Origin of the sequence: Eubacterium barkeri (genome assembly GCF_900107125.1) — a bacterium.
Taxonomy (GTDB): domain Bacteria; phylum Bacillota; class Clostridia; order Eubacteriales; family Eubacteriaceae; genus Eubacterium_O; species Eubacterium_O barkeri.
The window spans coordinates 151,471-176,629 of the sequence record NZ_FNOU01000002.1 but is presented as its reverse complement, the minus strand read 5'-3'; the positions used below and the strand labels follow the sequence as shown (position 1 = coordinate 176,629).

The 25,159-nt window shown below is 45.4% G+C and carries 29 protein-coding genes and 2 pseudogenes; 1 reads left to right on the top strand and 30 read right to left on the bottom strand.

Annotated elements, in window-relative coordinates:
* Position 1: 1 nt before the first annotated feature.
* The 27 genes and pseudogenes from yqeK to BLU30_RS02010 all read right to left on the bottom strand — a co-directional run bounded on the left by yqeK (position 2) and on the right by BLU30_RS02010 (position 21,798).
* Entirely contained in the window at positions 2-583 is a 582-nt protein-coding gene (yqeK, locus tag BLU30_RS02145; RefSeq protein WP_090242990.1) for a bis(5'-nucleosyl)-tetraphosphatase (symmetrical) YqeK, read from the bottom strand.
* On the bottom strand, positions 576-1,196 hold the full coding sequence (nadD, locus tag BLU30_RS02140) for a nicotinate-nucleotide adenylyltransferase (RefSeq protein ID WP_090242988.1): 621 nt from the start codon (positions 1,194-1,196) through the stop codon (positions 576-578). Before nadD ends, yqeK begins: the two co-directional genes overlap by 8 nt.
* Positions 1,197-1,212: 16 nt before the next feature.
* On the bottom strand, positions 1,213-1,527 hold the full coding sequence (locus tag BLU30_RS02135; RefSeq protein WP_090242986.1) for a YhbY family RNA-binding protein: 315 nt from the start codon (positions 1,525-1,527) through the stop codon (positions 1,213-1,215).
* A 20-nt stretch (positions 1,528-1,547) separates the two neighbouring features.
* A complete protein-coding gene (gene obgE / locus BLU30_RS02130) occupies positions 1,548-2,831 on the bottom strand; it encodes a GTPase ObgE (protein WP_090242984.1) in 1,284 nt (427 codons plus the stop codon).
* Between the two features lie 76 nt (positions 2,832-2,907).
* Positions 2,908-3,195 carry a 50S ribosomal protein L27 gene (gene rpmA, locus BLU30_RS02125; RefSeq protein WP_090242982.1) on the bottom strand — a complete coding sequence of 96 codons (288 nt, stop codon included), beginning with the start codon at positions 3,193-3,195 and terminating at the stop codon, positions 2,908-2,910.
* Entirely contained in the window at positions 3,188-3,538 is a 351-nt protein-coding gene (locus BLU30_RS02120) for a ribosomal-processing cysteine protease Prp (protein WP_090242980.1), read from the bottom strand. Before BLU30_RS02120 ends, rpmA begins: the two co-directional genes overlap by 8 nt.
* Entirely contained in the window at positions 3,538-3,846 is a 309-nt protein-coding gene (gene rplU / locus BLU30_RS02115) for a 50S ribosomal protein L21 (protein WP_090242978.1), read from the bottom strand. The genes BLU30_RS02120 and rplU overlap by 1 nt, the downstream gene beginning before the upstream one ends.
* 141 nt (positions 3,847-3,987) lie before the next feature.
* The gene (locus tag BLU30_RS02110; RefSeq protein ID WP_176770798.1) at positions 3,988-5,370 is read right to left on the bottom strand and encodes an alanine/glycine:cation symporter family protein; all 1,383 of its coding nucleotides are present in this window, start codon (positions 5,368-5,370) and stop codon (positions 3,988-3,990) included.
* 128 nt (positions 5,371-5,498) lie between these two features.
* Entirely contained in the window at positions 5,499-6,089 is a 591-nt protein-coding gene (locus BLU30_RS02105) for a thiamine phosphate synthase (protein WP_176770797.1), read from the bottom strand.
* Positions 6,082-7,218: a 2-iminoacetate synthase ThiH gene (gene thiH / locus BLU30_RS02100; protein WP_340148117.1), complete on the bottom strand. Its 1,137-nt coding sequence runs from the start codon at positions 7,216-7,218 to the stop codon at positions 6,082-6,084. The genes BLU30_RS02105 and thiH overlap by 8 nt, the downstream gene beginning before the upstream one ends.
* Positions 7,219-7,291: 73 nt before the next feature.
* The gene (locus BLU30_RS02095; RefSeq protein WP_090242972.1) at positions 7,292-8,083 is read right to left on the bottom strand and encodes a thiazole synthase; all 792 of its coding nucleotides are present in this window, start codon (positions 8,081-8,083) and stop codon (positions 7,292-7,294) included.
* 16 nt (positions 8,084-8,099) lie between these two features.
* Positions 8,100-8,729: a sulfur carrier protein ThiS adenylyltransferase ThiF gene (gene thiF, locus BLU30_RS02090; RefSeq protein WP_242873481.1), complete on the bottom strand. Its 630-nt coding sequence runs from the start codon at positions 8,727-8,729 to the stop codon at positions 8,100-8,102.
* A 13-nt stretch (positions 8,730-8,742) separates the two neighbouring features.
* On the bottom strand, positions 8,743-8,940 hold the full coding sequence (gene thiS, locus BLU30_RS02085; protein ID WP_090242968.1) for a sulfur carrier protein ThiS: 198 nt from the start codon (positions 8,938-8,940) through the stop codon (positions 8,743-8,745).
* Positions 8,941-9,089: 149 nt separating this feature from the next.
* Complete coding sequence (eno, locus tag BLU30_RS02080) at positions 9,090-10,385, bottom strand: phosphopyruvate hydratase (protein ID WP_090242966.1); 1,296 nt, start codon at positions 10,383-10,385, stop codon at positions 9,090-9,092.
* A gap of 190 nt (positions 10,386-10,575) precedes the next feature.
* Positions 10,576-11,463, bottom strand: coding sequence for a DegV family protein (locus BLU30_RS02075; RefSeq protein WP_090242964.1), 888 nt, complete (start codon positions 11,461-11,463; stop codon positions 10,576-10,578).
* A gap of 304 nt (positions 11,464-11,767) precedes the next feature.
* The gene (locus BLU30_RS02070) at positions 11,768-12,631 is read right to left on the bottom strand and encodes an AraC family transcriptional regulator (protein ID WP_090242962.1); all 864 of its coding nucleotides are present in this window, start codon (positions 12,629-12,631) and stop codon (positions 11,768-11,770) included.
* 11 nt (positions 12,632-12,642) lie between these two features.
* Positions 12,643-13,752, bottom strand: a complete 1,110-nt coding sequence (locus tag BLU30_RS02065) for a C45 family autoproteolytic acyltransferase/hydrolase (RefSeq protein WP_090242960.1) — start codon at positions 13,750-13,752, stop codon at positions 12,643-12,645.
* Between the two features lie 226 nt (positions 13,753-13,978).
* Complete coding sequence (locus BLU30_RS02060; RefSeq protein WP_242873480.1) at positions 13,979-14,449, bottom strand: GNAT family N-acetyltransferase; 471 nt, start codon at positions 14,447-14,449, stop codon at positions 13,979-13,981.
* Positions 14,450-14,594: 145 nt separating this feature from the next.
* Positions 14,595-15,011, bottom strand: a complete 417-nt coding sequence (locus tag BLU30_RS02055; RefSeq protein WP_090242956.1) for a DUF3788 domain-containing protein — start codon at positions 15,009-15,011, stop codon at positions 14,595-14,597.
* Between the two features lie 116 nt (positions 15,012-15,127).
* The gene (locus BLU30_RS02050) at positions 15,128-15,889 is read right to left on the bottom strand and encodes an EFR1 family ferrodoxin (protein WP_090242954.1); all 762 of its coding nucleotides are present in this window, start codon (positions 15,887-15,889) and stop codon (positions 15,128-15,130) included.
* A 113-nt stretch (positions 15,890-16,002) separates the two neighbouring features.
* Positions 16,003-16,875, bottom strand: a pseudogene (locus BLU30_RS02045) (AraC family transcriptional regulator).
* A gap of 214 nt (positions 16,876-17,089) precedes the next feature.
* On the bottom strand, positions 17,090-17,734 hold the full coding sequence (locus tag BLU30_RS02040) for an IS3 family transposase (protein WP_090242952.1): 645 nt from the start codon (positions 17,732-17,734) through the stop codon (positions 17,090-17,092).
* Between the two features lie 121 nt (positions 17,735-17,855).
* On the bottom strand, positions 17,856-18,533 hold the full coding sequence (locus BLU30_RS02035; RefSeq protein WP_090242950.1) for a helix-turn-helix domain-containing protein: 678 nt from the start codon (positions 18,531-18,533) through the stop codon (positions 17,856-17,858).
* Between the two features lie 190 nt (positions 18,534-18,723).
* Entirely contained in the window at positions 18,724-19,269 is a 546-nt protein-coding gene (locus BLU30_RS02030; RefSeq protein ID WP_340148114.1) for a flavodoxin family protein, read from the bottom strand.
* Between the two features lie 20 nt (positions 19,270-19,289).
* Positions 19,290-20,282, bottom strand: a complete 993-nt coding sequence (locus BLU30_RS02025; protein WP_340148116.1) for an alpha/beta hydrolase — start codon at positions 20,280-20,282, stop codon at positions 19,290-19,292.
* A gap of 28 nt (positions 20,283-20,310) precedes the next feature.
* A complete protein-coding gene (locus tag BLU30_RS02020) occupies positions 20,311-20,805 on the bottom strand; it encodes a cyclophilin-like fold protein (RefSeq protein ID WP_207647981.1) in 495 nt (164 codons plus the stop codon).
* A 222-nt stretch (positions 20,806-21,027) separates the two neighbouring features.
* The gene (locus BLU30_RS02010; RefSeq protein WP_090242945.1) at positions 21,028-21,798 is read right to left on the bottom strand and encodes an SDR family NAD(P)-dependent oxidoreductase; all 771 of its coding nucleotides are present in this window, start codon (positions 21,796-21,798) and stop codon (positions 21,028-21,030) included.
* Positions 21,799-21,943: 145 nt separating this feature from the next.
* Between BLU30_RS02010 and BLU30_RS02005 the strand changes: the two genes are divergently transcribed.
* The gene (locus tag BLU30_RS02005) at positions 21,944-22,822 is read left to right on the top strand and encodes a LysR family transcriptional regulator (protein WP_090242943.1); all 879 of its coding nucleotides are present in this window, start codon (positions 21,944-21,946) and stop codon (positions 22,820-22,822) included.
* Between the two features lie 398 nt (positions 22,823-23,220).
* Here BLU30_RS02005 and BLU30_RS02000 read toward each other — a convergent pair whose 3' ends face one another.
* From BLU30_RS02000 to BLU30_RS01990, 3 genes and pseudogenes are all read right to left on the bottom strand, one after another.
* On the bottom strand, positions 23,221-23,643 hold the full coding sequence (locus tag BLU30_RS02000; protein ID WP_143024191.1) for a hypothetical protein: 423 nt from the start codon (positions 23,641-23,643) through the stop codon (positions 23,221-23,223).
* Positions 23,644-23,648: 5 nt separating this feature from the next.
* Positions 23,649-24,284, bottom strand: coding sequence for a hypothetical protein (locus BLU30_RS01995; protein ID WP_090242940.1), 636 nt, complete (start codon positions 24,282-24,284; stop codon positions 23,649-23,651).
* A gap of 125 nt (positions 24,285-24,409) precedes the next feature.
* Positions 24,410-25,024, bottom strand: a pseudogene (locus tag BLU30_RS01990) (recombinase family protein).
* Positions 25,025-25,159 lie beyond the last annotated feature (135 nt).

Here is a 25,159-nt window from a genome sequence, read left to right as displayed (position 1 = left end):
TTTATTCAATTTCTTCTTGCATCTGTTCTAAAACCAGGCTGTTTCGGGCATCCACCGTACTGGGATGAATCAGTCCACCAATGGAAGCAATGTAGCGAATGGTATTGGAAAAAGCAAGGATCATGGCGCGATCCAGGTCCTCCATGGCACAGACCCGCAGCTTCTCCACCCCGGGATAATTCCGGTCCTCTTCAATGAAATCCGCCAGGTAGATGATTTTTTCCAGGGTTGACATCCCCACCCGTCCGGTGGTGTGATAATGGATGGCAGACAGCACAGCGGTCTCGGTGATGCCGTAGTCCCGTTGGGCCACCACCGCCCCAACGGGACCGTGGAGCAGCTGGGGTTCCATCCTTGTGATTGCGTCCACTTCCATATGGGCCGCCGCCGCCACTGAAAGGAGCTTTTCCCCTGAATAATTTTTTGCGCAATCGTGGAGCAAGGCGGCTAATCGTGCCTGGTCTAAATCACAGGGATACCGGGCGGCCAGCAGCTCGGCACTTTTAACCACGTTTAAGGTATGCTCATAGCGCTTAGGCTTCAGCTCCCCCTTCAGCTTTTTTTTCATTTGCTTTTCAGTCAATGGGGACCTCCTCCTGGTACAAGCGGTGGTTTATAATATAATGCTCCACCGCCTCGGGAATCAAATATTTGATGGACTGCCCTTTTTTGATCCGGCAGCGGATATTAGAGGATGCGATATCCATCTCCGAGGAAAGCAGCTTCAGAATCCGTGTGTTATAATCGGCCGTCAGCTGGGCAATCCGGCGATCAAGCTTTTTATGGGAGTACCCCGGCCGGCAGCTGGTCACAAAGGTCACCCGGCGCAAAAGGGCTTCCGCTTCCCGCCACCTGGTGATTTCAAACATGATATCCGCCCCGGTGATGAAGTAAAATTCCACATTCCCATAAATGGCCTCAAGGGCGTTAATGGTGTCGATGGTGTAGCTTTTCCCCTCACGGTTTATCTCGATATCCGATACCTCAAAATAAGGATTGCTGGCAATGGCAAGAGCCACCATGTCCATTCGGGCCTGGCGGCTGATTTCCTGATTGCTGCGCTTAAAGGGGTTGTTTCCGGTGGGAATGAAAAGCACCTTATCAAGCTGATATTCCCATCGGGCAGATTCTGCCAAGAGCAGATGCCCTGTATGAATGGGGTTGAAGCTCCCACCCAAAAGCCCGATTTTCTCCATCTTATTCCCCGTCCTGTTATTTTTTCTTTCTATCTGACTTTTTGGGCAGCTCAATTTTGGGCTTAAGATTGTGGTGCTTGTACAGCACAAATTTACTGCCCATGGTACAGACCACATCACACTTGATGGCTTCGGATAAAGCCTGGGCCACGGCGCTGGGCTCTTCCATGGAATTCTTCTGGACCTTGCCCTTAATAAGCTCCCGGGCGGCGATGGCCTCCCGGGCCTGGGTGATGACCTCTTCGGTGAGGCCATCCTTTCCCACGAAGACGATATCCGGTTCATTCACCGAAAGCTTTCGTAGATAACTGATTTGTTTACTGGTTAGCATAATCTCTCTTTCTGTGTTTCTTATTGATAATATTCAAATTCAACGGTATCCAGGCGGACCAGGTCCTCATCCTGAATCCCCATGGCTTCCAGTTCCTTAAAGACGCCCTTATCCGTGAGTATTTTCTGGAAATACCCCACGGAGTCCAGGTCGTCGAAATTGACGGAATTAATGAGCCGTTCCAGGAAATCCCCCTGGACGACATAGACCCCTTCATCCCGGGTAATGGTAAAGGTATCCTCATCCATGGTGGGCCGATAAATGACGTCCAAATCGGTTTCCACGTCGAAGATGGGTTCCACCTCACCAATTTCGGCCAGAAGGGTAATCATTCGGTCCAGGAGGGCATCAATGCCTTCCCCAGTGGCGGCAGAAATCAAAAAGACCTCGTAGCCCTCAGCCTCAAATTCGGATTGAATCCGGGCCCGCTCCCCAGGATCCGGCAGCAAATCGATCTTATTGAGGGCGATGATCTGCTTACGCTCGGAAAATCGGGGGTTGTAGTGGCGCATCTCCGACTGGATATCCTGGAAATCCTTTAACGGGTCCCGGCCCTCAGAACCGGAAATATCGATGATGTGCAGCAGCAGCCGGTTCCGCTCCACATGGCGCAGGAACTGGATGCCCAGCCCCACCCCCTGATGGGCGCCTTCAATAATCCCCGGAATATCGGAGATGACGAAGGGCTCGCTGTTTTTCCACTGGACCACCCCTAAGTTCGGGGATAAGGTGGTAAAATGATAGTTGGCAATCTTCGGTCTGGCGGCGGTGACGCTGGATAAGAAGGTGGATTTCCCCACGTTGGGAAAACCTACCAGCCCCACATCGGCAATGAGCTTTAATTCCAGCATCAGGGTCCGTTCTTCTCCCCGGACGCCCCCCTGGGCAAAGCGTGGGGCCTGGCGGGTGGCACTTGAAAAGTTCATGTTCCCCAGTCCACCCCGTCCACCCCGGGCGACGATGGCCGATTCCCCGTCCTCGTTTAAATCAAAGAGGATGTTTCCGGTTTCTTTGTCCTTAATGACCGTCCCCAGGGGAACCTTGATGATTAAATCCTCACCGGATTTACCGCTGGAGCGTCCACCGGTCCCATTTTTACCACTATCGGCTTTGTATTTTTTCTTATATTTAAAGGGAAGCAGGGTTCGAAGGCCGGCATCTGCCATAAACACGACATTGCCACCCCTTCCGCCATTACCTCCGTCGGGTCCGCCATTGGGGACATATTTTTCCCGACGAAAACTCATCCCGCCGTGACCGCCGTTTCCAGCCGTCACATAGACTTGGGCACAATCAATAAACATCCCATACCTCCTATTGTATTTCTAAAAAAAGCCCCTTATTCAAGAAAGCGAATAAGGGGCTTTATGGTCTGATTTACTATACGGTTTGACGGGGATAAACACTACATTGTTTATGATCCCGGCCTTTGCGTTCAAAAGCGACCACGCCGTCACACATCGCAAAGAGGGTATCATCACCACCACGACCGACATTCACGCCAGGATGAATCTTTGTACCTCTTTGTCTTACCAGAATATTTCCGGCTAAAACAAACTGACCATCCGCACGTTTGACACCCAATCTCTTGGATTCGGAGTCACGACCATTTCGAGAACTACCTACCCCTTTCTTATGGGCAAATAATTGCAGGTCCATTTTAATCATCGAGTTCACCTCCAATTTCATCTTTTACCGTGATATAGTCGCCATAGGCGCTTTCTGTGGCCCGGACACCCAGTTCAAAGGTATCCATCAAAGCCGTCATCTGGACGTTTTTGACGAAGTCCTCCACCCGAGGGAGCCAGAAGGCGGTATACCCTGCCTTGACCTCCCGGAGGATGCCTTCAATCCCTACGATTTCCTCCAGTCCATTAAGGATGGAAATCGTCAGGATGGAAATACCGGAACAGACGATATCGTCACCATCATCGCCATAACTGGCATGACCTTCGACTATCACTTTTCGAATGCTGTCATCAGCATCTTTTCGGAACGTTACCTTAATCATTATGCATTAATTGAAGTAATTTTAACTTTCATAAACGGCTGTCTATGGCCTTGTTTACGTCGGTAGTCCTTTTTGGACTTATACTTATACACGATGACCTTGTCGGCTTTTGCAACTTCTAAGACTTCAGCCTTGACGGTCGCACCGGCTACAATGGGTTCACCAAGGGTTAAACCATCGTCCGTTTTAATGGCCAAAACCTGATCGAATACCACTTCAGTATCCGCGCCTTTGACTTTTTCGATTTCGATGACATCATCCTGGGCAACACGATATTGCTTGCCACCAGTTTTAATAATTGCGTACATTTTCGACACCTCCTCATACCAGTCTCGCCACGTCGGGTGCCCTTCGGACTTATAACCCTTAGTGAGCGGCTTACAACTTGTTTATGTTAGCACAAGTTTCTCAAAACTGCAAGGCCTTTTGCAAATTAATTTAAGGTACCCCTATTTTAACAAGACATTCTTCTGATAATCGAAGCACTCTTCTGCGATGACCTTGTTTAAAACCAGGAGGCAGATCAGATTCGGAATGGCCATTAAGCCGTTCATGGTATCCGAGAAATCCCAGACGGTCTGAAGGGTCATGGTCGCCCCCACAAAGGCAATGAGGGCAAAGACAAATCGGTAGATCTTCGTGACGACCTGATGGTTTACCAGGTATTCCAGGGATTTTTCGCCATAGTACTCCCAGCCCAAAATAGTGGAAAAGGCAAAGAGGGCGATGCCGATGGTCACCAGCCAGGAACCGGCTACGCCAAGCCCGCTGGAGAAGGCGGCAATGGTCAGGTTCACCCCGGTTAGCACTGCCCCGCTGGCATCGGTGGTTCCCAAGGCCCCGGAGGAGGCAATAACCAAACCCGTCACGCTACAGACAATGATGGTATCGAAGAAGGTCCCAGTCATGTTGATGTAGCCTTGTCGGGAGGGATGGTCGGTTTTGGCGGCGGCGGCGGCAATAGGCGCCGATCCCAGGCCGGCTTCATTGGAAAAGACCCCCCGGGCAACTCCATAACGCAGGGCGCTGGCAATAACCGTTCCCCCTACTCCACCGGCCATGGCTTGGGCCGAGAAGGCCATGGAGAAGATTTGTGCTAAGCCATCGGGGACATTCTGGAAATTGATGGCAATGACGATGATGCCGCCAAGGAAATAGAAAACAGCCATGAAAGGAACCAGGGTGGCACACACCTTCCCGATGCTTTTAATCCCGCCCAGGAGAACAACGATGGCCAATACGGTGATGACGATCCCCGTCACCCAGGTTGGCACGCCAAAGGTGCTGTTCATGGCACCGGAAATGGAATTGGCCTGGGTCATGTTGCCAATGCCAAAGGAGGCAATGACCGCAAAGAGGGAAAAGAGGAAGGCCAGTATTTTCCCGATGGTTTTGTTTTTAAAACCATTCTTAAGGGCGTACATAGGGCCGCCGCACATCTCACCTTTTTCGTTGGTTTCCCGATACTTAACGGCTAAAACGCTCTCGCCGTATTTGGTAGACAGGCCAAAGAGCGCGGAAATCCACATCCAGACAAGGGCCCCGGGACCCCCGAGGACCATAGCGGTGGCCACCCCGACGATATTCCCGGTACCAATGGTGGCTGCCAGGGCCGTCATCAGGGATTGAAAGGGCGAAATATCCCCCTGATCCCTGGCCTCTGCGGCTTTATCCTGTTTAGCGAAAACGGATTTCAGAGCATACCCCAGATTTCGCCAGGGTAAGAATTTCAAACGAATGGTCAGGAACACGCCCGTCCCCACCAAAAGGGCCAGCATGATGGGGCCCCAGACGAAATCATTGACAGATGCGATGATGGATGAAAATGACATAAAAAAAACCTCCCCCTGTAAATTGGTACCAGTTTACCATACATTGACGGTTTTGTCTATTAAAAAACACAAAGGTCTTTGTTCTATGGACAGTGCGGGGAAACGGGGAGGTTGGTTCGCCACAACCTCTAGCGGATAATCTGTCCCAACCGCCGCACCCCATCCTCATCTGCCCCCATAGCAGCAGACATCAGGCAGACCCCTGCGGCCCCAGCCTCCAGAACCTCCTGGGCATTGTGGGGATCAATGCCCCCCAGGGCGTAGATGGGCAGGCCCGTCAGCCAGACCAGCTCCCGGATAAAGCCAGGGCCCTTGGGGGACACCCCGGGTTTACACGCCGTCTTAAAGATGGGGCTGGCCATCAAATAGGTGGCCCCCAGGGCCTGGGCCTCCAGGGCTTCCGAAACCGAGTGGACCGAGGCCCCCCGAATCTCAAAATCCAGCCAGTCCCCCCGGATGCACCGCAGGTCCGGCAAGGGCAGGTGGATGGCCGGATGGTGCAGATCCCGGGCTACATCGATATGGTGGTGGAGGATACAGTCACCAGGGGTCTTCACCAGGGAGATCACAGCCCTCGCCAGGGCTGCGTATTCCCCCTGGGGCAGATCCTTCTCCCGGAGCACAATGGGGCGGATGCCCCCGGCGACCAATAGGCCAATCTGGTCCCTGAGAGGACCCGTCACCAGATGGCGATTGGTGATGGCTACACACCTAGACATAAACATAATCACTCATGACGGGCTGGAGATTCTGGTTCAGGATCGCCTGGTACACCTCATCCACCGACCGCCCATCAGAAATTTCAAATTGCGCATCCCCCGGCTCGAAGTCCTCTTCCTGGTGGGCGCCGATGCCCACCGAAACCCCGGCAGAGATCTTCGTCGCCCCCACACCAATGATATGATCCCTGAAATCCGCACTTTCCCGGGTGGAGATCGTCATACTGGCAAAGGGCAAAAACAATCGGTAGGCCGTCATGACCTGAACCAGCTCCCGCTGGTGGACATCCATAGGATTGATCTGATCGTTGTTAATAATTGGTCGGAGCCGGGGGCAGGAAATGGCAATCTCTGCCTGGGGATACTTGCGTTGGATAAGGGCAGCATGGTACCCCGTAGCCAGCGCATCCTTCCGAAAATCATCCAGCCCCAGCAAGGCGGCGAAGCCCACACCCCGGATGCCCCCCATGAGGGCCCGCTCCTGGGCATTGAAGCGATAGGGGAAAATCCGCTTATGCCCCGCCAGGTGCAAAGTCTCATATTTATCCGAATTGTAGGTTTCCTGGAAAACCGTCACATAATCCGCCCCGCAGGTGTGGAGGTAGGCGTATTCCTCAGAATTCATAGGGTATACCTCCAGGCCCACCACCTTAAAATACTCCCGGGCGATTTTACAAGCCTCTCCGATATAGTGGACATCGGATTTCTTCCGACTCTCCCCGGTGAGAAGCAGAATCTCCTGGAGGCCCGTCTGGGCAATGGCCGCCATCTCAGTCCGGATCTGATCCGCACTCAGGCATGCCCGGGTAATGGCGTTATGGCAGTTAAACCCGCAATAGATGCAATAATTTTCACAATAATTAGCGATGTAAAGGGGGGTGAAAAGATTGACCGAATTTCCAAAGTAGCGCCTGGTTTCCCTTTGGGCAGCCTGTGCCATTTCCTCCAGAAGGGGGGCCGCTGCCGGAGACAGAAGGGCCTTAAAATCCTCCAGGCTTCGCCGGGTATGGCCAATGGCCCGGAGGACATCGCCCCGGGTATAGGCATCGTAATCATAGCCCTCCATGGCCGCAATGACTGCATCCATAATAGTGGAGTCAATGGCCTCCATGCCCTCCAGGTAGGCCATGTGATCCGTTTTGACCTGGTCGTGGAAGCGTTTTGCCTGATTATCCACAATGCTGATATTAATCTTTTCCATTTTACCCCTCCAAGCTTTCCCCTAAAAAGCCGGTGAGGGGTGAGGATGCTTCCCCCCCATGGGTTTTCACCCGGCCGGGTCGGGATAAGAAAGCAGCCCGACCAGCCTGAATGGCCCCTTTAAAGGCAGCGGCCATCTGGGGAATATCCCCGGCGGTGGCGATGGCGGTGTTGGCCATCACCGCAGCACAGCCCATTTCCATGGCTTCACAGGCCTGAGAGGGGCGGCCAATGCCGGCATCCACGATCACCGGTAAATCCATTTCATCCACCAGAATCTGGATGAAGGCCTTGGTGAGGAGGCCCTGGTTGGAACCGATGGGTGCCCCCAGGGGCATGATGGCCACGGCCCCTGCGGCGGCTAAATCCCGGGCGGTGTTCAAATCCGGGTACATGTAGGGCATGACCTTAAACCCTTCCTGGGATAAGGCGGCGGTGGCTGTGACGGTGGCCGCATTGTCCGGCAGCAGGTACCGGCTGTCCCGGATAATTTCCAGCTTCACAAAATCCCCACAGCCAAGCTCCCGGCAAAGCCTGGCAATGCGAATGGCCTCCTCGGCGTTTCGGGCACCGGAGGTGTTGGGCAGCAGAGTGATCCCCTGGGGGATGTAGTCCAGGATGTTGGCCAGTCCCCCTTGGTTAGCCCGTCTGAGGGCCAGGGTGACCATCTGGACCCCACCCCTCTGGGTAGCGGCCTGGATTAAGTCCAGGGAAAATTTCCCGGAGCCTAAAATAAAGCGGGAGTCGAAGGTTTCCCCGCCGAGCATGAGTACATCATCATTATTCGTGTGCATTGTTGTCCTCTTTCTTTTAATAAACGCTGGGTTCATCCAGTAATAACCGAATGACCATATTGGCCTGATGGGCGGCACAGATCCCCACCCGGGGGGCCATGAGGCCACCGGGGGTCCCAAGATCAGTGTGACCATCGCCACAGAGATAATAGTGACTGGCAACCTGCCTTGTGACAATGGCGTTGCTGCTGCCATATCCCGCCATCCCCGATGCCCCCACCAGCCATTTTTCGGGATAATAATCAAAGAGACCGTTCACCAGCATGGCTTTTTCCTCGGGGCGGTCAAAGGCCTCGCAGATGATTTCATCCTCAGCAAAGAGTTCGGGGATGGCCTCATCGGTAATGCGCAGGCTGTGACTTTTGATGTGGAGGTAGGGGTTGATGGCCTGTATATGGGCCCTGAGGGCCTCGGTTTTTAGAAGCCCTAAATCGGCGATGCCGTACTGCTGGCGGTTTAAGTTAGTTAAATCCACCCGGTCAAAATCCATGAGGTGGAGATGCCCCACACCGGCCCGGGCCAGGGCAATGGCAATGGTGGAGCCCAGGCCCCCCAGACCGGCGATGGCCACCCGGCCTCGGGCCAGCTTCTCCTGGACGGCCCTTCCGTGCCGGGCCGCCAACACCTCATCCATTTCCTGTTTCATGGGAATGCCCATCTCAGCCACCCCCCACAAAGGTCACCACTTCCAGATGGTCCCCCTCCGAAACCCGCTGCTCCGGGTATTTTCGTCTGGGGATGATCTGGCCGTTTAATTCCACTGCAATCCGTCCTTCAGCATAGCCGAGTTTAGTTAGCAGCGCCACCAGGGAAAGGCCCTCACAGCCCTCCCGGGGGATGCCATTCACGTCAATCATAAAATCCTCCTTAAAATGCAACAAGGGCTCACAAAGAACGACACCCGTGGTGGTGTCCCCCTTTGTGAGCCCTCGCTGCACAATATTCTGCGTTGATTTAATTCTCACTTAGTGTAACGAAAAATGGCAGGGTTGTCAACCCCCGCCGCCTATCCCTTAATATTAAAAGTATCCATCCCCGGATAGGTGCTGCCCTCACCCAGTTCCTTTTCAATGCGCAGGAGTTGGTTGTACTTGGCCACCCGTTCACTGCGGCTGGGGGCACCAGTCTTGATTTGTCCGGTATTCAGGGCCACGGCTAAATCGGCGATGGTGGTATCCTCGGTTTCCCCGGAGCGGTGGGAAACAATGGCGGTATAGCCCGCCTTGTGGGCCATTTTAATAGCATCCAAAGTCTCAGAAACCGAGCCGATCTGATTTAACTTGATGAGGATTGAATTCCCACAGCCCAGGGTAATCCCCCGGGATAAGCGCTCCGTATTGGTTACGAAGAGGTCATCCCCCACCAGCTGGATGGTGTCCCCCAGCTTACGGGTCAGCAAACGCCAGCCCTCCCAATCCTCTTCATCCAGACCATCCTCAATGGAGGCGATGGGGTATTGATCACTGAGCTCCTTCCAGTAATCCACCAGCTTTTCCGAGGTAAAATGCTTTCCAGATTTGGGCATCCGGTATTCTCCAGGGGCATCCCCCTTCCATTCGCTGGCAGCGGCATCCATTGCCAGCACGAAGTCCGTCCCAGGGGTGTATCCCGCCTGGGTGATGGCCTGTAAAATCAGCTCGATGGCCTCCTCATCACTGGCCAGGTTGGGGGCGAAGCCGCCTTCATCACCCACGGCGGTGGCCAGGCCCTTGGCCTTGAGGATGGATGCCAGGGTATGGAAAACCTCTGTACACTGACGCAGGCCTTCTGAAAAATCAGGGGCCCCCACGGGCATGATCATAAATTCCTGAATGTCCACATTATTATCAGCGTGGGCACCCCCGTTTAAGATATTCATCATGGGGACGGGCAGGGTATTGCCATTAATGCCGCCCAGGAAGCGGTAAAGGGGAATCCAGAGGGATTCGGCTGCCGCCCGGGCACAGGCGATGGATACGGCCAGAATGGCATTAGCCCCAAACTTGGACTTATCCGGAGTACCATCTGCCGCGATCATGGCCCGGTCAATGGCGTAAATGTCTGAGGCATCCATTCCCATGAGCTGGTCATTAATCTTTTTATTGATGTGTGCCACCGCTTCGGTGACACCCTTCCCGCCGTAGCGGCTGGGATCACCATCCCGCAGTTCCAGGGCTTCAAATTCGCCAGTAGAGGCGCCGCTGGGCACGCTTCCCCGACCTTCGGTGCCGTCCTCCAGATAAACCACGGCCTCCACGGTGGGGTTCCCCCTGGAATCTAAAATCTCACGGCCAATTATTTTTTCAATCGATTGAGCATTCATTATTGTAGCTCCTTTCTTCGAACAGATTTCAGTAAAACTATCTTCATGTTAGCAACATCTAACTGCATTGTCAAGGGTGTTCCGCCTTTTTTTGACCCTAAATTCAAATTAAGCCCAACCCCCCGTATTTAAAGGGTTTTGGGCTTAATAATTGCTGAATAATTCTTAGGTTTTGCCTAAGGGGCCCCTGCTAATCCATGCGGGGGTCCCCAAAGAAGAAGAGGGCAACGGTGCCGGGGCCGGTGTGGCTGCCGATGGTGGTCCCGATGTTATTGATTTCGACCTGGCCCTCCAATTGGGGGAAACGGGCTTCGATTAAATCCGCCACGGACCGTGCATCCTCATAACAGGCAGATTGGGAAATATAGCATTTCCCCCCATAACCCAGACCATCCTGGGCATGTTCCTCCATGCATTCGACGATGGCTTTAATGACCTTGCGCTTGGTCCGGATTTTCTGCCTTGGGATCAGATGGCCGAGATGATCCATATTGAGGAGAGGGCAGATGCTTAACATCCCCCCGATGAAGCCAGCGGTTTTGGAGATCCGCCCCCCCTTAATGTAAAAGGTGAGGTCCGTGGAGAAGAACCAGTGGTGGACATCAAGCTTATGGGCCTCTGCCCAGTCGTACACGTCGGTCATGGCCATGCCCTCATCCCGGAGATCCGCCAGGCGGTCCATAAGCAGGCCATAACCCGAGGAGGCCCCCAGGGAATCCACCAGGAGAATCCGGGCATCGGGATACTTCTTTTCCAGGTTTCCCTTGGCGATGGTGGCGGAATTAATGGCTCCGGACAGCCCCGAGGACAGTGAGACGTGGAGAATATCCTTCCCCTGTTTTAAAAAACCTTCAAAATAGGCTTCAAATTCCTCGGCATTAACCTGGGAGGTTTTGGTTTGCGCACCGTCAGCCATGGCCTGATAAAAGGTTTCAAAGGGCACGCTGGCCCCTAAATCGTCGGCGTACTCCACCCCATCGAGTTCGTAGTGGAAGCAAATATAATGAATATCCCGGGCTTTAAAATGCGCTTCTGATAAGTCAGCAGTGGAGCAGCAGCTTAAGATATAGTCCTGCATAATGTTCTCCTTTCAGTTCCTTCAAAGATGGTGTGTTTTAGTATATCATTTTTCACGGTTTTGTGCACATATTATTGTGCGTTAGATGGTAGGGCTGAAAGTTTGAATTTAATTGGTTTCTATTTCGGCTATTGCAATGCAGAGCTTCACTTTTTTGCCCTCCTATTATATAAAATCTCTTTGTTTCTACATAGCCACCATAACTGCGGGATTATCGAGATACCCTCCAATGCAAAGCCGTGGGTTCGCACTCGTAGGTATTGCTCATAATCTACGCTGATGGTTCGTTCATTTCATCGCAAGTCTATTTTATCGGGATATAAATATCAATCTCCGAATTCTCATTTTCACGCCCTGCGAATCGCGCATCATAAAGCTCAAAATCATCTCTTTCATCAATCGTTTCAGTTGTCACCATAGCCCATGTACCCCAAATATACTGATATGTTTTCAAAATGCTTTCGAGTGAACCTTTATGAGTAAATACGGCAAATTTCCCCGAAGGAATTGTTTTAGTAACAATGTCGGGCGGTAGATTGTCATAGCATGTTACCTCCATTCCAATCACCTCGGTAAACTCCATACCGTAGTTTGCGGCATCCACATCCTCTTGATATTCGCAGATTCCAAAAGTTCTGCCAGATGGATGCTTATTTAAAATGCTGCCTTGCTTTTCGCCAAACTGTTGCCACAGAGCAAAAATATGATCAAGTACTGCCATTCCACGAATACCAGCAACATAAATGTCATCTATTTTCCTAATTTGCGGCTGAACCGTAATCTTGGAAGAAATGTGGTGGAGAAAATCACGGTCAATCTCCTTTTTATTGCCACGAAAGACATCAAGGCGATTGCTGCGATATGCTGATGGACTAACTTGATAGTTGCTTTTAAATGCACGACTAAAAGATTCCGAGGAATCAAACCCACTATCCACAGCAATGTCAATAATTTTGCAATCGCTGTACAGCAGTTTCTGCGCAGCACTTGATAATCTTCGCTTTTGAAGATAGTTTCCAACACTTTCCCCAAGCACCGACTGGAAAATGCGGGTAAAATGGTAATAGGAGTACCCCGAAGCTTTTGCCACTTCGTGGACCGAAATCCCTTCGTCCAGATGGGCTTCCATATAAATGATTGCTCGCTCAAATGCTTCTAGATACTCCATAGCTTTTCTCCTTATAGCAATTTGCAAAAATCAAAGGTCGGGTGCTCTGACTGAATATGTACAGTCTGGCTGTGCGTCTTGAAGTCTTCACTTAATGAATAAGATGTCCAGCCATTTTCTGCAAGCCCGCCAAAGCAAACCTCCACTGTTCCAGCAGTTACATCAAAAACCATACTTCTGATCGTGCCAAAAAATTCATCATACCAGTGGCAGCATAATCCACTTGGATATTCCGAGAGTAATAGGCTCTTTAAATCATCGGGCGTAAGCTTCTCTGCCTGTACCATATATTTGCTGATGTAATCGTAGCGGCAAGTTGAATGTTCCATGACTATCGGGCAAAGCTGTTTCATTTTGGGCAGATGTGCATGGTTGGTGGAATGCAGATACTGTTCGGCAGTGGTGGAGTCTATGAGCTTCCATTCCTTTTCACCGTCAAAGGTTTCAAGCAAAACGGCTTTCCCTGTCTTGTCAGCAAGCATTAAGTTGATGTTGTAAGCGATAGGTATATCTAAAGCAGTTTTCAGTGCTTCGTCAACGTCTTTACAATTTTCAAGCAGGGAACGAATAACCGCCCAAAATTGTAAGCCGTTAATTGCAGGCTTGCGCATTGGCTCAAAATTACCGACAGGCAATCCGCAAGAGGTCGACCCAACCATAAGTCCGCATTCGTTTATTCCCTCGCTACGCCCAAATAGCATGGAGCTGCTTCCGATATGTGCATATTTGCCGTTTACCTTGGTCTTGCCAAAGGAGAAGTCTTCCATCTTATGAGAGAACTCATAATTTCGAGCAACCAGCACACGGCCGTCTTTCGTAAGGCTGGGGAGTGCAGCAATGAGAGAGCAGCCCGGAGTAAGACAAGTTCCTGCGTAATAATACATTTGTTTTTCGCTTGCACCCACTGCTTTAGCGAATCCCCGCAGCTCATCGCTAAGCCCAGGACAATAACGGTCAAACATTTCATTCATTTGTGCAAGCTGTCCATCGGTAAATATCTCGGTATCACTTTTTTGTATTTGTGTGAGCTGTGGGTTTGCCATCGTTTTTTTGCCAAGCTGATAGCCAATTTCGTAACTGCTTCCTGTCAGCTCATAGAGATTAACTGTTGCGTTTTCCATTTCATTGTACCTCATTTCTAATTATAGTTTAACTTTATACTACCAAATTAGAAATAAGTAGGCATGATATTTCGTGCTAAGTTGAGATAAGAGTGGTCTTGCGGTTTGTGTTATATAAAAACGCTTTGTTTCCACATAACTGCCGACAACTTCGAGATTATCGAGATACACTCCTATAGCAAAGCGATGGGTTTGTTCTGGCGGGTATTGCACATTCGCTTGGGTATCAATCAAGCTGACAGGTCATAATATATTCCTCGTTATTTTCATCAATAATTTCAAATCCAACTTGTTTATACATATTCACAGCATAGTTATCCTTTTGCACAGCGAGTGAGGTTAGTGTATAGCCTTTGGATTTTAGAAGTTTCAGCATTGCTTCCATAAGGCTCTTTCCTAAACCCTTCCCACGGAATTGAGGATACACAGAAATAGCGAACTCTGGAATTGTTTCGCTAATATGCCCAAATGCTTTTATACAACGAACCCATGCAGCACCAACAATTTTATTATCTATTTCTGCTACAAGGCAGTGGTCATCCTTTTTTGTTCCGAACTCATCAACATAAATCCACAATGATGGTTCTTGTATAATAATTCTTGGAGCTAAGTTTTTGGTATCTCTCTGGAAAATTGCTTCGTACAGAAATTCAGTAAGTAAAGGTATTTCATTATTTTTAATTGGTCTAATACTCAAAATTGAAATCTCTCCTTATTGTATAAAAATTTCTTTATTTCAACCTAGCTACCGACAACTTCGGAATTATCGAGATACCTTCCTATGCAAAGCCATGGGTTCGCACTCGTGGATATTGCTCATAATCTCCTCCATAAACGGATATTTAACATTTTCTATTTGATTTTCTTTTTATACTTAACAATTTGATAAAATCATCAAACATAGAAGTATCAACTGGCTCAAACAGTACCCATTTTCCGTCATGGTAGATTTTCGCTTCATTATAAATCTTTTGGACTGGTTCTGAATAATTTTTCCGCTCTGCTTCAAACTTTGCCCGTTCATCTTTTCCAAAGATAATCATGAAACCTACACAAGTATCTCTGGCATATAATGCACAAAGCGTTTTACCGCCTCGGCGGTATTTGTATTCATAATCCCAAGATTTACCGCCATTATTCCACAAGCATTCCATATCATACTTTTCATCAATCAAAGCACATAATTTATTCCAGACATCATATAAAGATTGTCCAACTAAAGTTGTCATTTCTTCTGCATTAGGTATCTTATCAAGCATAGTAATACTCCTTTTAAATTCTGATTTCTTCATTAATCACAAAATATAAAATTTCTTTATCCCCACAAAGCTCTCGACAACTGCGGGATTATAAAGATTAACCTTGCTTTGCACCTTTAAAGATACTTTTCAATCCCACATTGTTCGTGCAGGGTGTGACCTAAGAGCGTAATTGCCTGCTTCGGACAGCGATTGACACAGCGGTAGCACATGGTGCATTTGCCGCTTGCTTGTGCCTTTTTATCTATAATCTGCAAATTCTTCATAGGACAGAGGTTCATGCAAGCCCCACAGCCAACGCATTTGTCTGCATTGATTTTAAGCTTGTCTGAATACTGATTTGTCTTGTTGTAAAACCACAGTCTTTGCCCGAAAAGCCCAGCCATATGATAGAAAAAGCCGATACCCTCCTGCGTGGGAGTGTTGTTTTTGAACTTCAGCGCAGCATCTTTGATTTTTTCCTCTGCCGATTTCACAAGGTGCTTGTTCTGCTCCAAAGACTTTTTCAACGCCTTTGCGTCCCCGATGCAGTCGGGCATTTTTAGATGCAATCCGCCGACTGTTTTTGCACCATAGCTCTGCAAAAGCCTTGCCGAACAGCCTGCCCCGTCACCACTGAACAGTCCCATGGTTGCAATAATAAATACGCTTTTTCCTGCAAATAGGGTACGGTTATCCACGATGAAATCACGGACGATTTTTGGCAGATTGCTGAAATAAATGGGATACGCTAAAACAATCAAATCGTGCTGTTTGATGTTCTCTACAACTGTTTTATCCTCAATGGAAATACAAGATGCAGACGGGTCAACCTGCTTTGTAAACAGCTCTAAGCAGTGCTTTGTGTTGCCTGTTCCACTAAAATAAATTCCTACCACAAATTTTCCTCCTTGCCGTTATTAGCTATCTTTTCTTACAATACTCAAAAAAGCATCATAAGCTGTTTTGAGTATTTTTGCACATCATCTTCTGATCCTGCGCTTTTCTTCATTTACTTTTTAATAACCGGAATCCAAACCTCATATTTGGCGTTTTGAGGGTCAGCGCTCAGATAAACTTCAATGTCAGGAGCGTTTGCGTACTCATAGCCGGACGTGGGCAACCATTCGGTGACAATACGTTTTTCCAGTTCCTGCATAGACTGACTCACTCCGCTGCCGGAGAAAATTGCCCATGTGGCAGCAGGGATGATGTATTCCTCCAGAGCAATGGTATTAGCATCGCTCTTTGTCCCATTGATTGGCTGGTCGCTTGCAACTGCAATGTAATATTTCCAGTTGCTTTCATCATTACAGACGCTCACACCGAGCAGACCCATCGGAACGCTGTTCATCATGGTTGAAAGCTGGGGAATGGTTCCATCCATCACTGCCTTTTGCCACATCTGCGGCACAATCTCAAAATTTTTCTCAATTTTGTGTTGCAATGGTGCGCTCACACCAACAATTCGGATTTCGCCGTGCTTTTCAATTCTGTATTCCATTTCTTCTGCTCCTTTAATTGTAATTTTAAAGCTGATTGGTGGAAATGCTTTTAGAGGAACACCGTCATTTTTAATCAGCGATGGCGCAATCCCATGTACGCTTTGAAAGGCACGATTAAACGCCGTCGGTGAATTGTAGCCATACTTCAACGCAATATCAATAATTTTGTCCGCACCGCTTTACAAGTCCACCGCTGCGCTTGACATACGCCTACGGCGAATATATTCTGAAAGCGGAACGTCCGCCATATACGCAAACATCCGCTGAAAATGATACGCCGAGCAGCAGGCCACCTTTGCCAGTTCCTCGTAATCAATCGGTTCAGTCAAATGTTCCTCAATATAGTTCATTGCACAGTTTAATCGTGTAATCCAATCCATTTTAGTCAGCTCCTTTTATTTTATTGTACATCAAATAAACGCTATTCTCCTCTCTTTTTCTGCACAAATAAGAGAGCTTCTGTTGGTTTATCCGAAGTTAATGCTTCAATCCGTACTTCCAGAGGTGACTTGCACTGATATCTTTCTTGGGGACGTTCTTTACTGTAAAATCGTATATAGTCCTTAATTGCAAAGCGTAAGGACGCTTCATCTGTTATCTCATACATTTGATACATCTCGCCTTGAGGATACCCCAGAATCCCTCTGTTGGCCCATTATCAATGCAATAGCCTACTCTTGACATTGACTGTTCCATTTTCTGTTCTTTCAGTTTCCTTTGAAATATCCTGCTCGTATATTGGAATCCTCTATCGCTGTGAAAGAGCGGCTTTGCATCTGGATTGGCAGCAATTGCTTTATCAAATGTTTTAAATACCAGTTGATTGTCATTTCTGCAGCTGATTACATAGGAAACTGGATATCGGTCATATAGATTCAGAATCGCACTTAAATACAGTTTCTTTTTCTCTCCTGGAACTTTGAACTCCGTAACATCTGTTACCCATTTCTGGTTTGGGGCATCTGTACAGAACTCTCTCTTTAACTTATTTTCCGCTGTTGTTTCCGGAGTGGATGATTTATATTTCTTCTTTTTCTTTCGGATGATAGCATGGATATTCAGCTTTTTCATAATCCTGTGCACTCGCTTGGGACTATAACAAGTATGGTTGAAATGATTGATCCATGATGTCATTCTGCGGTAACCAAGGATGTGGCAGAACCGTTCATCATACTCTTTGATTAGCACAGCCAGTTCCTGATTTTCTGCTCCTGCACAGGAATGTCCCGGATCAGCCATTTATAGTATCCTGCTCTGGAAATTCTAAGCTGCCTACACATCCAGTTTATACTCCACCCCTTAGCTTCGTAGAAGTGCTTTACTGCCAGATATTTTGATTCATAACGTACCTTTCCAATCCTCACATCCTTTCGAAGTCCTTCACTTTTTTTAACAATTCGACCACCATATCTTTTTCTTCAAGCTGGCGTTTCAGACGTAGATTTTCACGCCATAAACGCTCTAACTCATCGACTTCACCGTCTGTTTTGTGATGACCACGCTTGTCTGACAGTCCATCTTCCCCCTCAGCCTCATATTTCTTTACCCAGGAATAGACCTGGCTGTATGAAACATCATATAAACTGGCTGTATCCTTGTAATTGCGATTATGCTCAATACAGTATTGAACGATTTCCATGCGCTCATCTATCGTTGTTTTCCTGCGTGCCTCTTTCATATAGACCTCCCGTTTTGGATTATAATCCTTAAGTTCTCTATTGGCATTATACATGGAAATCCAGTCTCGCAAAACCTTACGGCTCGAAATATTATATTTTGCAACGATGTCATCAATACTTCCTTCTCCGGACAAAACGGCTTCAGCACACAAGGTTTTGAACTCTGATGAATAGGGAGCGTTACCTTTTTTACTGTGAAAGGCAGGCAAACCATGCTGCCTATATTTGGCAACCCATTCTCTTAATTGTGTGCTGCCGATTTGATATTTAGTTGCCAGATATTCATATGAGCCTAAACCGTCAAGATACTCTTGAGAAACCATTTCTCTGAACTCTGGCGTATGTGGTGATTTAGACATGGAAATACCTCCTAAGTAGATTTTGGTTATTTACCTTGTCTACTTAAGAGGTATCATATCATTGCTTTGCTTCGGTTAGCCGGTTTGTCTACGCTCTGAGACCAGTGATTTTACTCACTGATCTTCACTAATGATTAAACTCAACTTTTAATTTAAAGGGTTTAGCATCTTCGTGCTCACCCACAACATTTTATAACATTTTCCCTAATTCATAAGCTTTTTTCATAATCTCTTTGTGTTTACTTGCGTCATTGGCATCTCCAATTCCTCCACCTTCAAGGATTCCAGATAAAGCAGCCTTTCCAAAGCAATCAACCCAGCCTTGCAAACCATTATATGCCTTTGTAAATGTATCTTCTTCACCTTCTGCAGCTGTGGCAATCATATAAATATTTCGAAAGGCATAATCTGTAGGATATAGTGGATTTAAGCGATCCAATAAAGTCTTCATCTGACCACTCATTTCATAATAGTAAATTGGTGTTGCAAACACAATTGATTCCGCTTCTTTTACTTTCTCTATGATTTCTGCAACGTCATCTTTGATTACACAGTTTCCTTTACTCTGACAAGCAAGACAGCCAATACAGTATTGAATATTTTTTTCCTTCAGGCTGATATATTCCACATCAAGTCCTGCCTCTTTTGCTCCTCGTTCACATTCACGAGCCAAAATTTCTGAATTACTTCCACCTCTTAAACTGGTGGAAATAATAAGTACTTTCTTTACCATCATAATAATTCTCCGATTTCTATTTATTTCAAATTTTCTTGAAAGAATTCCACTATTTTCCCAAAAGGAATTACATCTATATTATCATACAAATCCGTATGAACTGCATCCGGAATAATCATCAGTTCTTTATTTTCCGCATAAGGACTGTTCTTTGTCATGTTCTCATAAGCATCTTTACTGAAATAACAGGAATGTGCTTTCTCACCATGAATCATGAGTACTGCACTGCGAATCTCATTGGTAAAAGTCAAAATCGGCTGATTCATAAAGGACATACAACCAATCGTATTCCAGCCTTCATTGGAATTTAAGGAGCGCTCATGATAGGCACGTCCCTTATAATATGAACTATAATCCTTCACAAAGAATGGCAGACTTTCATCCACTGGGAATGGTAAGCATCCTCCAGCACGAGTATATTCACTATTTTTATAATTCTCTGTTCTTATAGTATTCATGGCTACTTTCTTTTCATATCTTGCATCGACACTATCTTCCGAATCAAAATATCCATTGGCATTCACACGAGCCATATCATACATGGTAGATGTTACGGTTGCCTTCACTCTGGTATCAATTGCTGCGGTATTTAGTGCCATTCCACCCCACCCACAGATTCCAATCATTCCAATCTTTTCCAGATCCACATTGTCCTGGACAGACAAAAAATCTACTGCAGCCTGAAAGTCTTCTGTATTGATATCCGGGGATGCCATGTATCTAACATTGCCGCCACTTTCACCTGTAAAGGATGGATCAAAAGCAATTGTCAAAAAACCACTCTCCGCCATTTTCTGTGCATACAAACCAGAACACTGTTCTTTTACTGCTCCAAATGGCCCACTTACTGCAATTGCCGGTAATTTTCCGGATATGTTCTTAGGCTCATATAAATCCGCCACAAGCGTAATACCATAACGATTTACAAAAACTACTTTCCTGTGGTTTACCTTATCGCTTTTTTCGAATGTTTTATCCCATTCCTGTGCTAATTGTAATTCTGCTATTTTCATCATGATTTGTTCTCTCCTTTTCTGCTCCTTATTCTGCCAATGTGAAGGTCGCTGTAATATCTCCCTTACCTAAAATATTCTGTAAATCCTCTATCGAATCTATTTTTCCAATTCTTGTATATGCCCACGAATTCGAACCGTAAAACATAACTAACTGATTTCCTGAATACAGAACAATATCTCCGGCTGATGTTGTTGTTTGTACATCATTTCGTGGCAAACTTATGCCAATAGAGCCAACCTGTTCAAATCCACCATATTCCAAAAACTGAATAGACAAACCACCGTTTTTTAGTAATTCTTTAAAAGCATCCACTGATTCATTGTCTTCGGGTGTAGCTGTAAGCTTTGTGTCACCAATTTGAATATTTAATTTCACATCCTCTTGTTCACTAATCGTTTCCTCAGCAATTTGCTTATTTTCTGGCTCCGTTTGGTTGGAGATACTCTCCTGTTTCCCGCATCCTGTCAGCACTGTTGCTAAAATAAGTCCTAATAATAAAGTAACTGCAATTTTCTTCATCTCATTTTTTATCCTTTTTGATTTGATACAACATATAATCTAGACGATCAATACGGACCTGTCTGTCGTGAATCTCATCCAAAAGTAAATTTCTTTGCTGACTGAGCAATTTGATTTCACATTCTTTCTCGGATTGCTTATAGCAATCAATAAACTCTGTTATTTTCTCTTGAAAACCGGCTGATTGTAAATTTAGTCTGATTTCTTTGTCACTTTGTATAATTATAGGAATGCTCCATTGCAAACCTGAAGAACCTGTCCTTTAACTGCACGCCCCATCTTACTTGCAAGGAAAAGACACGCATACGCCTGATCAATACATTCACATTCTGGGCCTGGGAAATAAACATAATGTCCACTGTATTCCAGCATCTTAGCCCCTCCAGGCTGCTCTCCCTTTTTATTTGCAAGATGTGCCGGTGTCTTTGTTGCTCCCGGTGCAACAGCATTACATCTGATATTCGTATCAATGAGTCGCATTGCCACATTTTTAGTCAACGTATTTAATGCTCCTTTTGTAGCGGTATAAGTAGCTCCACAGAAAGGACGAGTACCATTTACTGATGAAATGTTGATGATAACGCCATTATCCTTTGGAAGAAAAATCTTTAATGCCTCACGAATATAGCGCATTGGACCGCCCAAGTTTGTATTCATAACGTGCATCATCCATTCATCATCTGTCTCATCAATAATCTTCTGCTCTCCAATTCCGGCATTATTGATCAGAATATCCAAATCTCCAAATGCTTTTATTGTCTCCTCAAATACTCTCTTGGTATCCTCTGAAGAAGTAGTATCTGCAACAATCCCGATTGCTTTTCCACCTCGACTGCTGATTCCTTCAATAACCTCATTCAGCTTTTCTTCATGTCTGGCTGTCAAAACGACAGATGCGCCTTCCTCGGAAAACAATTCTGCCATCGTTTGTCCCATTCCGTAACTTGCTCCTGTAATAATTGCAACTTTTCCGTTTAACATCTGCTGATCCATATGAAAACCTCCAGTTTTTAAATCCTTTATTGATGTCCATATTATAAATCCGCATCGTTTTAATAGCAAATACCTATTCATTATTCTTTACCATGCTTTTTTTCTATGGTATAATCATTATAGTTTTTGGAAGAAGGTGCTTAATATGGATTTAAGAGTGTTGACCTATTTTTTGGCGGTAGCAAGAGAAGGAAATATCACAAGTGCAGCAGAAACACTACATCTCACACAGCCAACACTTTCCAGACAGCTAAAGGATTTGGAAGAAGAATTGGGAAAGTCTTTATTTGTTCGAGGAAAGAGAAAGATCATACTTACGGAAGAGGGGTTGTTGCTTCGTAAACGTGCAGAAGAATTGACTGAACTTGCCAGAAAAACAAAACGTGAAATTATGGAATCCAATGATTTGATACAAGGTGATATCTACATTGGTGCAGGCGAAACACAACATGTTCATTATCTTACAAAAGCTGCAAAATCTCTTAGAACCATGTATCTCGGTATTTCCATTCACATTTCTTCTGGAGATACTAACGATATCACGGACCAGCTAGATAAGGGGATGATTGATTTTGGTCTACTCTTTGATTCCATTGATGGGACAAGATATGATTCAATTAAAATTCCATCAAAAGATACTTGGGGCGTTCTTATGCTAAAAACAAGTCCACTTGCTGAGAAGGAATCTATTTCTCCAGCGGATTTGAAAGATTATCCCTTAATTATTCAGCGTGGTGTTCAACAAACAAAACTCTTTTCAAAATATCTTAGTACAGAAAATGATTCTTTACAGGTTGTCGGAACCTATAGCCTTGCATATAACGCATCTATCATGGTAAAAGATGGCATCGGGTATGCATTATGCATTGACGGAATTATTAATACAGGAATGGATAGTGAATTCTGTTTCCGCCCGTTTACGCCTGCACTACATGCAGAAATGAGTATTGCTTGGAAAAAATATCAGTATTTTTCAAAACCTCAAGAATTATTTTTGAATGAATTACGAAAACACCTATTATGATTTTAGTATGACTACAGTGTCTAGTTATTACCAAAAGCAGTTACGCTATAAGCATCATGGTATTGCTCAGATTACATGGTTAGCAGATTTTCAAGCAATTAAAAGAAGCCTTCCCAGAATTATCACTACTCACTAACGATGACCTCCAGAAAGGCTTTTATTTACTTTGTTTTCAATGAACTCTACTTATCTCAATACTACACTCTCCACATGAAATAGTTAGGCTATTTACAACTGGTATTTTCATCATTATAAAATCCGCTATATTACTAGCTTTACTGCTTAGAGAAGCGATTTTGATAATTTGATTTTAAGTAGGCTATTTAAACAAAAAGATATTTATATAATCATATTTTTAATTATTGACTTTCTTGAGACAATGCAAATTTGTTAGACAGTTATATCGGCGTAGAAAATCGTTTACTATAATCAAAAATCTTTCTTACACCTTCAATCTGTTGCGATGTTGTTGTTGGATAAAATCCTGCCATTTCTGGAGTTTTACCCGATAACAGAGTGAGTTTATCCAAGACTTTTTTATCTAAGGTTGGTGATAAAAAATAATCCTCCGAATAAGAGAATACAATGTAGTTGATGACACTAAGTTGATCTTCTAAATCAAGTTTTTTTAACTGGCGAAAGAAATTGCTGTATCTTGTGTTTCCTTTATCTACAAATAGCATAACAATACTGCTTTCTTTCAGCGGAAAAATACAAATGACTACATTTTTAATTTTATATTTAGGGTCAGGGTTATAAATGTTGTTAATCACATTGCCCTCTAAATCAAAAATCATTGCAACTGTACCTTGAAATGCCACAGGAACTACATATGGCAGTTTTTCAAAAATCCAACATAATAATCACCTGAAAATGGTTTGACATCTCTCTTTTTTGCACGAGAAAATGACTCCTTATATTCTTCTAAATCCATTTTATTCATGGAATTTTTTGCATCTACCCAATGCTCGCTCATGCCAATTTGCTTACTCATTAAGCTATACATTTCAATTTCCATTAACCTCTTGCTTATGTTCTTCAAATTGTTTTTCATATCAATTTGGGCAAGCATTTTGACTGTGGGAATATTTTCGTAATTATCTGGATTCTCATACTCTTGAAAGATTTTACTATCGCACTCTCTACAAATCAAGTGAAAAGTCCCAGACTCATTAACGCCTTTATCGTCCTTGAGTGAAGGTAAATCAAGAATGCTATTTGAATAAAAAAACTTTCCTTTTTGAGCAATATTTCTCAAACAAAATGCAGGCAATGTATGAGAATTACAAAAACCATCACATGGTTCACCACAATAATAGCAATTGCTTAGCTTCGACATTGCTCTACTTTCTTTGATTAGATTATTTATTGCTTTGCTGGCTTTTATAATGTCATCTTTACGAGCTTCTACATCTACTTCTGGAAAGTCACTCAAATCTAAGTGCATGAAAAAATCGTCCATATTTACCTCCTCCTATGGAATGCTTTTGCGTATACGATAACCTATATTTTAATTTCATCATAGAAGGGGGTGCGGATATTTTCTTGGACCTTAATGCCACAATTAACCCCAAGCTCTTTCTGTATTCAATAGGACTTAATCCCATCTTCGCTCACAACAATATTGCTCCTGCGTCCTTTTTCAAGTTGCACAGCTTTAAAGGTTTCCTCTGAAATAATAGCAGGGTGATTTTTCTTTGATAAGAATCGTTCACTGTTCAAAGTTTTCTTTAGCAGAATAACATTGCCTGTGTATTTCTCGTTACTAAGCATTTCATTGATGGCTCTCTTTGACTATTTATCTTTTCCAGTTGAAGTCTTGACATTCTGTTGTTGTAGCTTCTTTATAATGACCCCTTCACTATCACCTTGAAGATACCAATCAAAAATCATTTTGACAACATTGGCTTCCTCGTCAAGAATCACCAACTTACTATTTTCATCTTTCGTGGAGCCGTAGCATTTTCTATCATAAAGTTTTGATGTGCCGTTTGCAGCACGTTGTTTATTTCCCCATTTTATGTTATCACTTCTGGATTCATTTTCTGCCTGTGCAAAAGACTCGATAATTGAAATCATTAAATGACTGTCCGTCTTTTCAGTATCTATTTCTTCGGTTTCAAATATGACACGGGTGTTGGTTTCTCGAAGCTGTTCCAAAGCGGACAAAATCTCAAGTGAATCTCTGCCAAAGCGACTAATACTTATAGACTAATCATCATAATCAAAAATTGGTTATTATGTTGATTAGCCTATTTTAATTTCTTTAAAATCAACATCGAACACTCAACCTTAAATGCCCTTTGTAATGCTTAAAACTGCTGTAAACAACACTAC

Coding starts and splice junctions, on each gene's coding strand:
- rplU (WP_090242978.1), bottom strand. CDS start 3,846: ATGTACGCAATTATTAAAACTGGTGGCAAGCAATATCGTGTTGCCCAG.
- BLU30_RS02055 (WP_090242956.1), bottom strand. CDS start 15,011: ATGCTTGATAAGATACCTAATGCAGAAGAAATGACAACTTTAGTTGGA.
- BLU30_RS02065 (WP_090242960.1), bottom strand. CDS start 13,752: ATGGAAAACGCAACAGTTAATCTCTATGAGCTGACAGGAAGCAGTTAC.
- obgE (WP_090242984.1), bottom strand. CDS start 2,831: ATGTTTATTGATTGTGCCCAAGTCTATGTGACGGCTGGAAACGGCGGT.
- BLU30_RS02020 (WP_207647981.1), bottom strand. CDS start 20,805: ATGAAGAAAATTGCAGTTACTTTATTATTAGGACTTATTTTAGCAACA.
- BLU30_RS02025 (WP_340148116.1), bottom strand. CDS start 20,282: ATGAAAATAGCAGAATTACAATTAGCACAGGAATGGGATAAAACATTC.
- BLU30_RS02030 (WP_340148114.1), bottom strand. CDS start 19,269: ATGATGGTAAAGAAAGTACTTATTATTTCCACCAGTTTAAGAGGTGGA.
- BLU30_RS02035 (WP_090242950.1), bottom strand. CDS start 18,533: ATGTCTAAATCACCACATACGCCAGAGTTCAGAGAAATGGTTTCTCAA.
- thiS (WP_090242968.1), bottom strand. CDS start 8,940: ATGATTGACGTGAATGGCATCCCCCGGGAGGGCTGTGAGGGCCTTTCC.
- BLU30_RS02070 (WP_090242962.1), bottom strand. CDS start 12,631: ATGGAGTATCTAGAAGCATTTGAGCGAGCAATCATTTATATGGAAGCC.
- BLU30_RS02120 (WP_090242980.1), bottom strand. CDS start 3,538: ATGATTAAGGTAACGTTCCGAAAAGATGCTGATGACAGCATTCGAAAA.
- BLU30_RS01995 (WP_090242940.1), bottom strand. CDS start 24,284: ATGGACGATTTTTTCATGCACTTAGATTTGAGTGACTTTCCAGAAGTA.
- thiF (WP_242873481.1), bottom strand. CDS start 8,729: ATGAAACAGGAAATGGATGAGGTGTTGGCGGCCCGGCACGGAAGGGCC.
- BLU30_RS02040 (WP_090242952.1), bottom strand. CDS start 17,734: ATGGCTGATCCGGGACATTCCTGTGCAGGAGCAGAAAATCAGGAACTG.
- BLU30_RS02135 (WP_090242986.1), bottom strand. CDS start 1,527: ATGCTAACCAGTAAACAAATCAGTTATCTACGAAAGCTTTCGGTGAAT.
- BLU30_RS02010 (WP_090242945.1), bottom strand. CDS start 21,798: ATGGATCAGCAGATGTTAAACGGAAAAGTTGCAATTATTACAGGAGCA.
- thiH (WP_340148117.1), bottom strand. CDS start 7,218: ATGGCCTACCTGGAGGGCATGGAGGCCATTGACTCCACTATTATGGAT.
- nadD (WP_090242988.1), bottom strand. CDS start 1,196: ATGGAGAAAATCGGGCTTTTGGGTGGGAGCTTCAACCCCATTCATACA.
- BLU30_RS02105 (WP_176770797.1), bottom strand. CDS start 6,089: ATGTCTAGGTGTGTAGCCATCACCAATCGCCATCTGGTGACGGGTCCT.
- BLU30_RS02005 (WP_090242943.1), top strand. CDS start 21,944: ATGGATTTAAGAGTGTTGACCTATTTTTTGGCGGTAGCAAGAGAAGGA.
- eno (WP_090242966.1), bottom strand. CDS start 10,385: ATGAATGCTCAATCGATTGAAAAAATAATTGGCCGTGAGATTTTAGAT.
- rpmA (WP_090242982.1), bottom strand. CDS start 3,195: ATGATTAAAATGGACCTGCAATTATTTGCCCATAAGAAAGGGGTAGGT.
- BLU30_RS02110 (WP_176770798.1), bottom strand. CDS start 5,370: ATGTCATTTTCATCCATCATCGCATCTGTCAATGATTTCGTCTGGGGC.
- BLU30_RS02075 (WP_090242964.1), bottom strand. CDS start 11,463: ATGCAGGACTATATCTTAAGCTGCTGCTCCACTGCTGACTTATCAGAA.
- BLU30_RS02095 (WP_090242972.1), bottom strand. CDS start 8,083: ATGCACACGAATAATGATGATGTACTCATGCTCGGCGGGGAAACCTTC.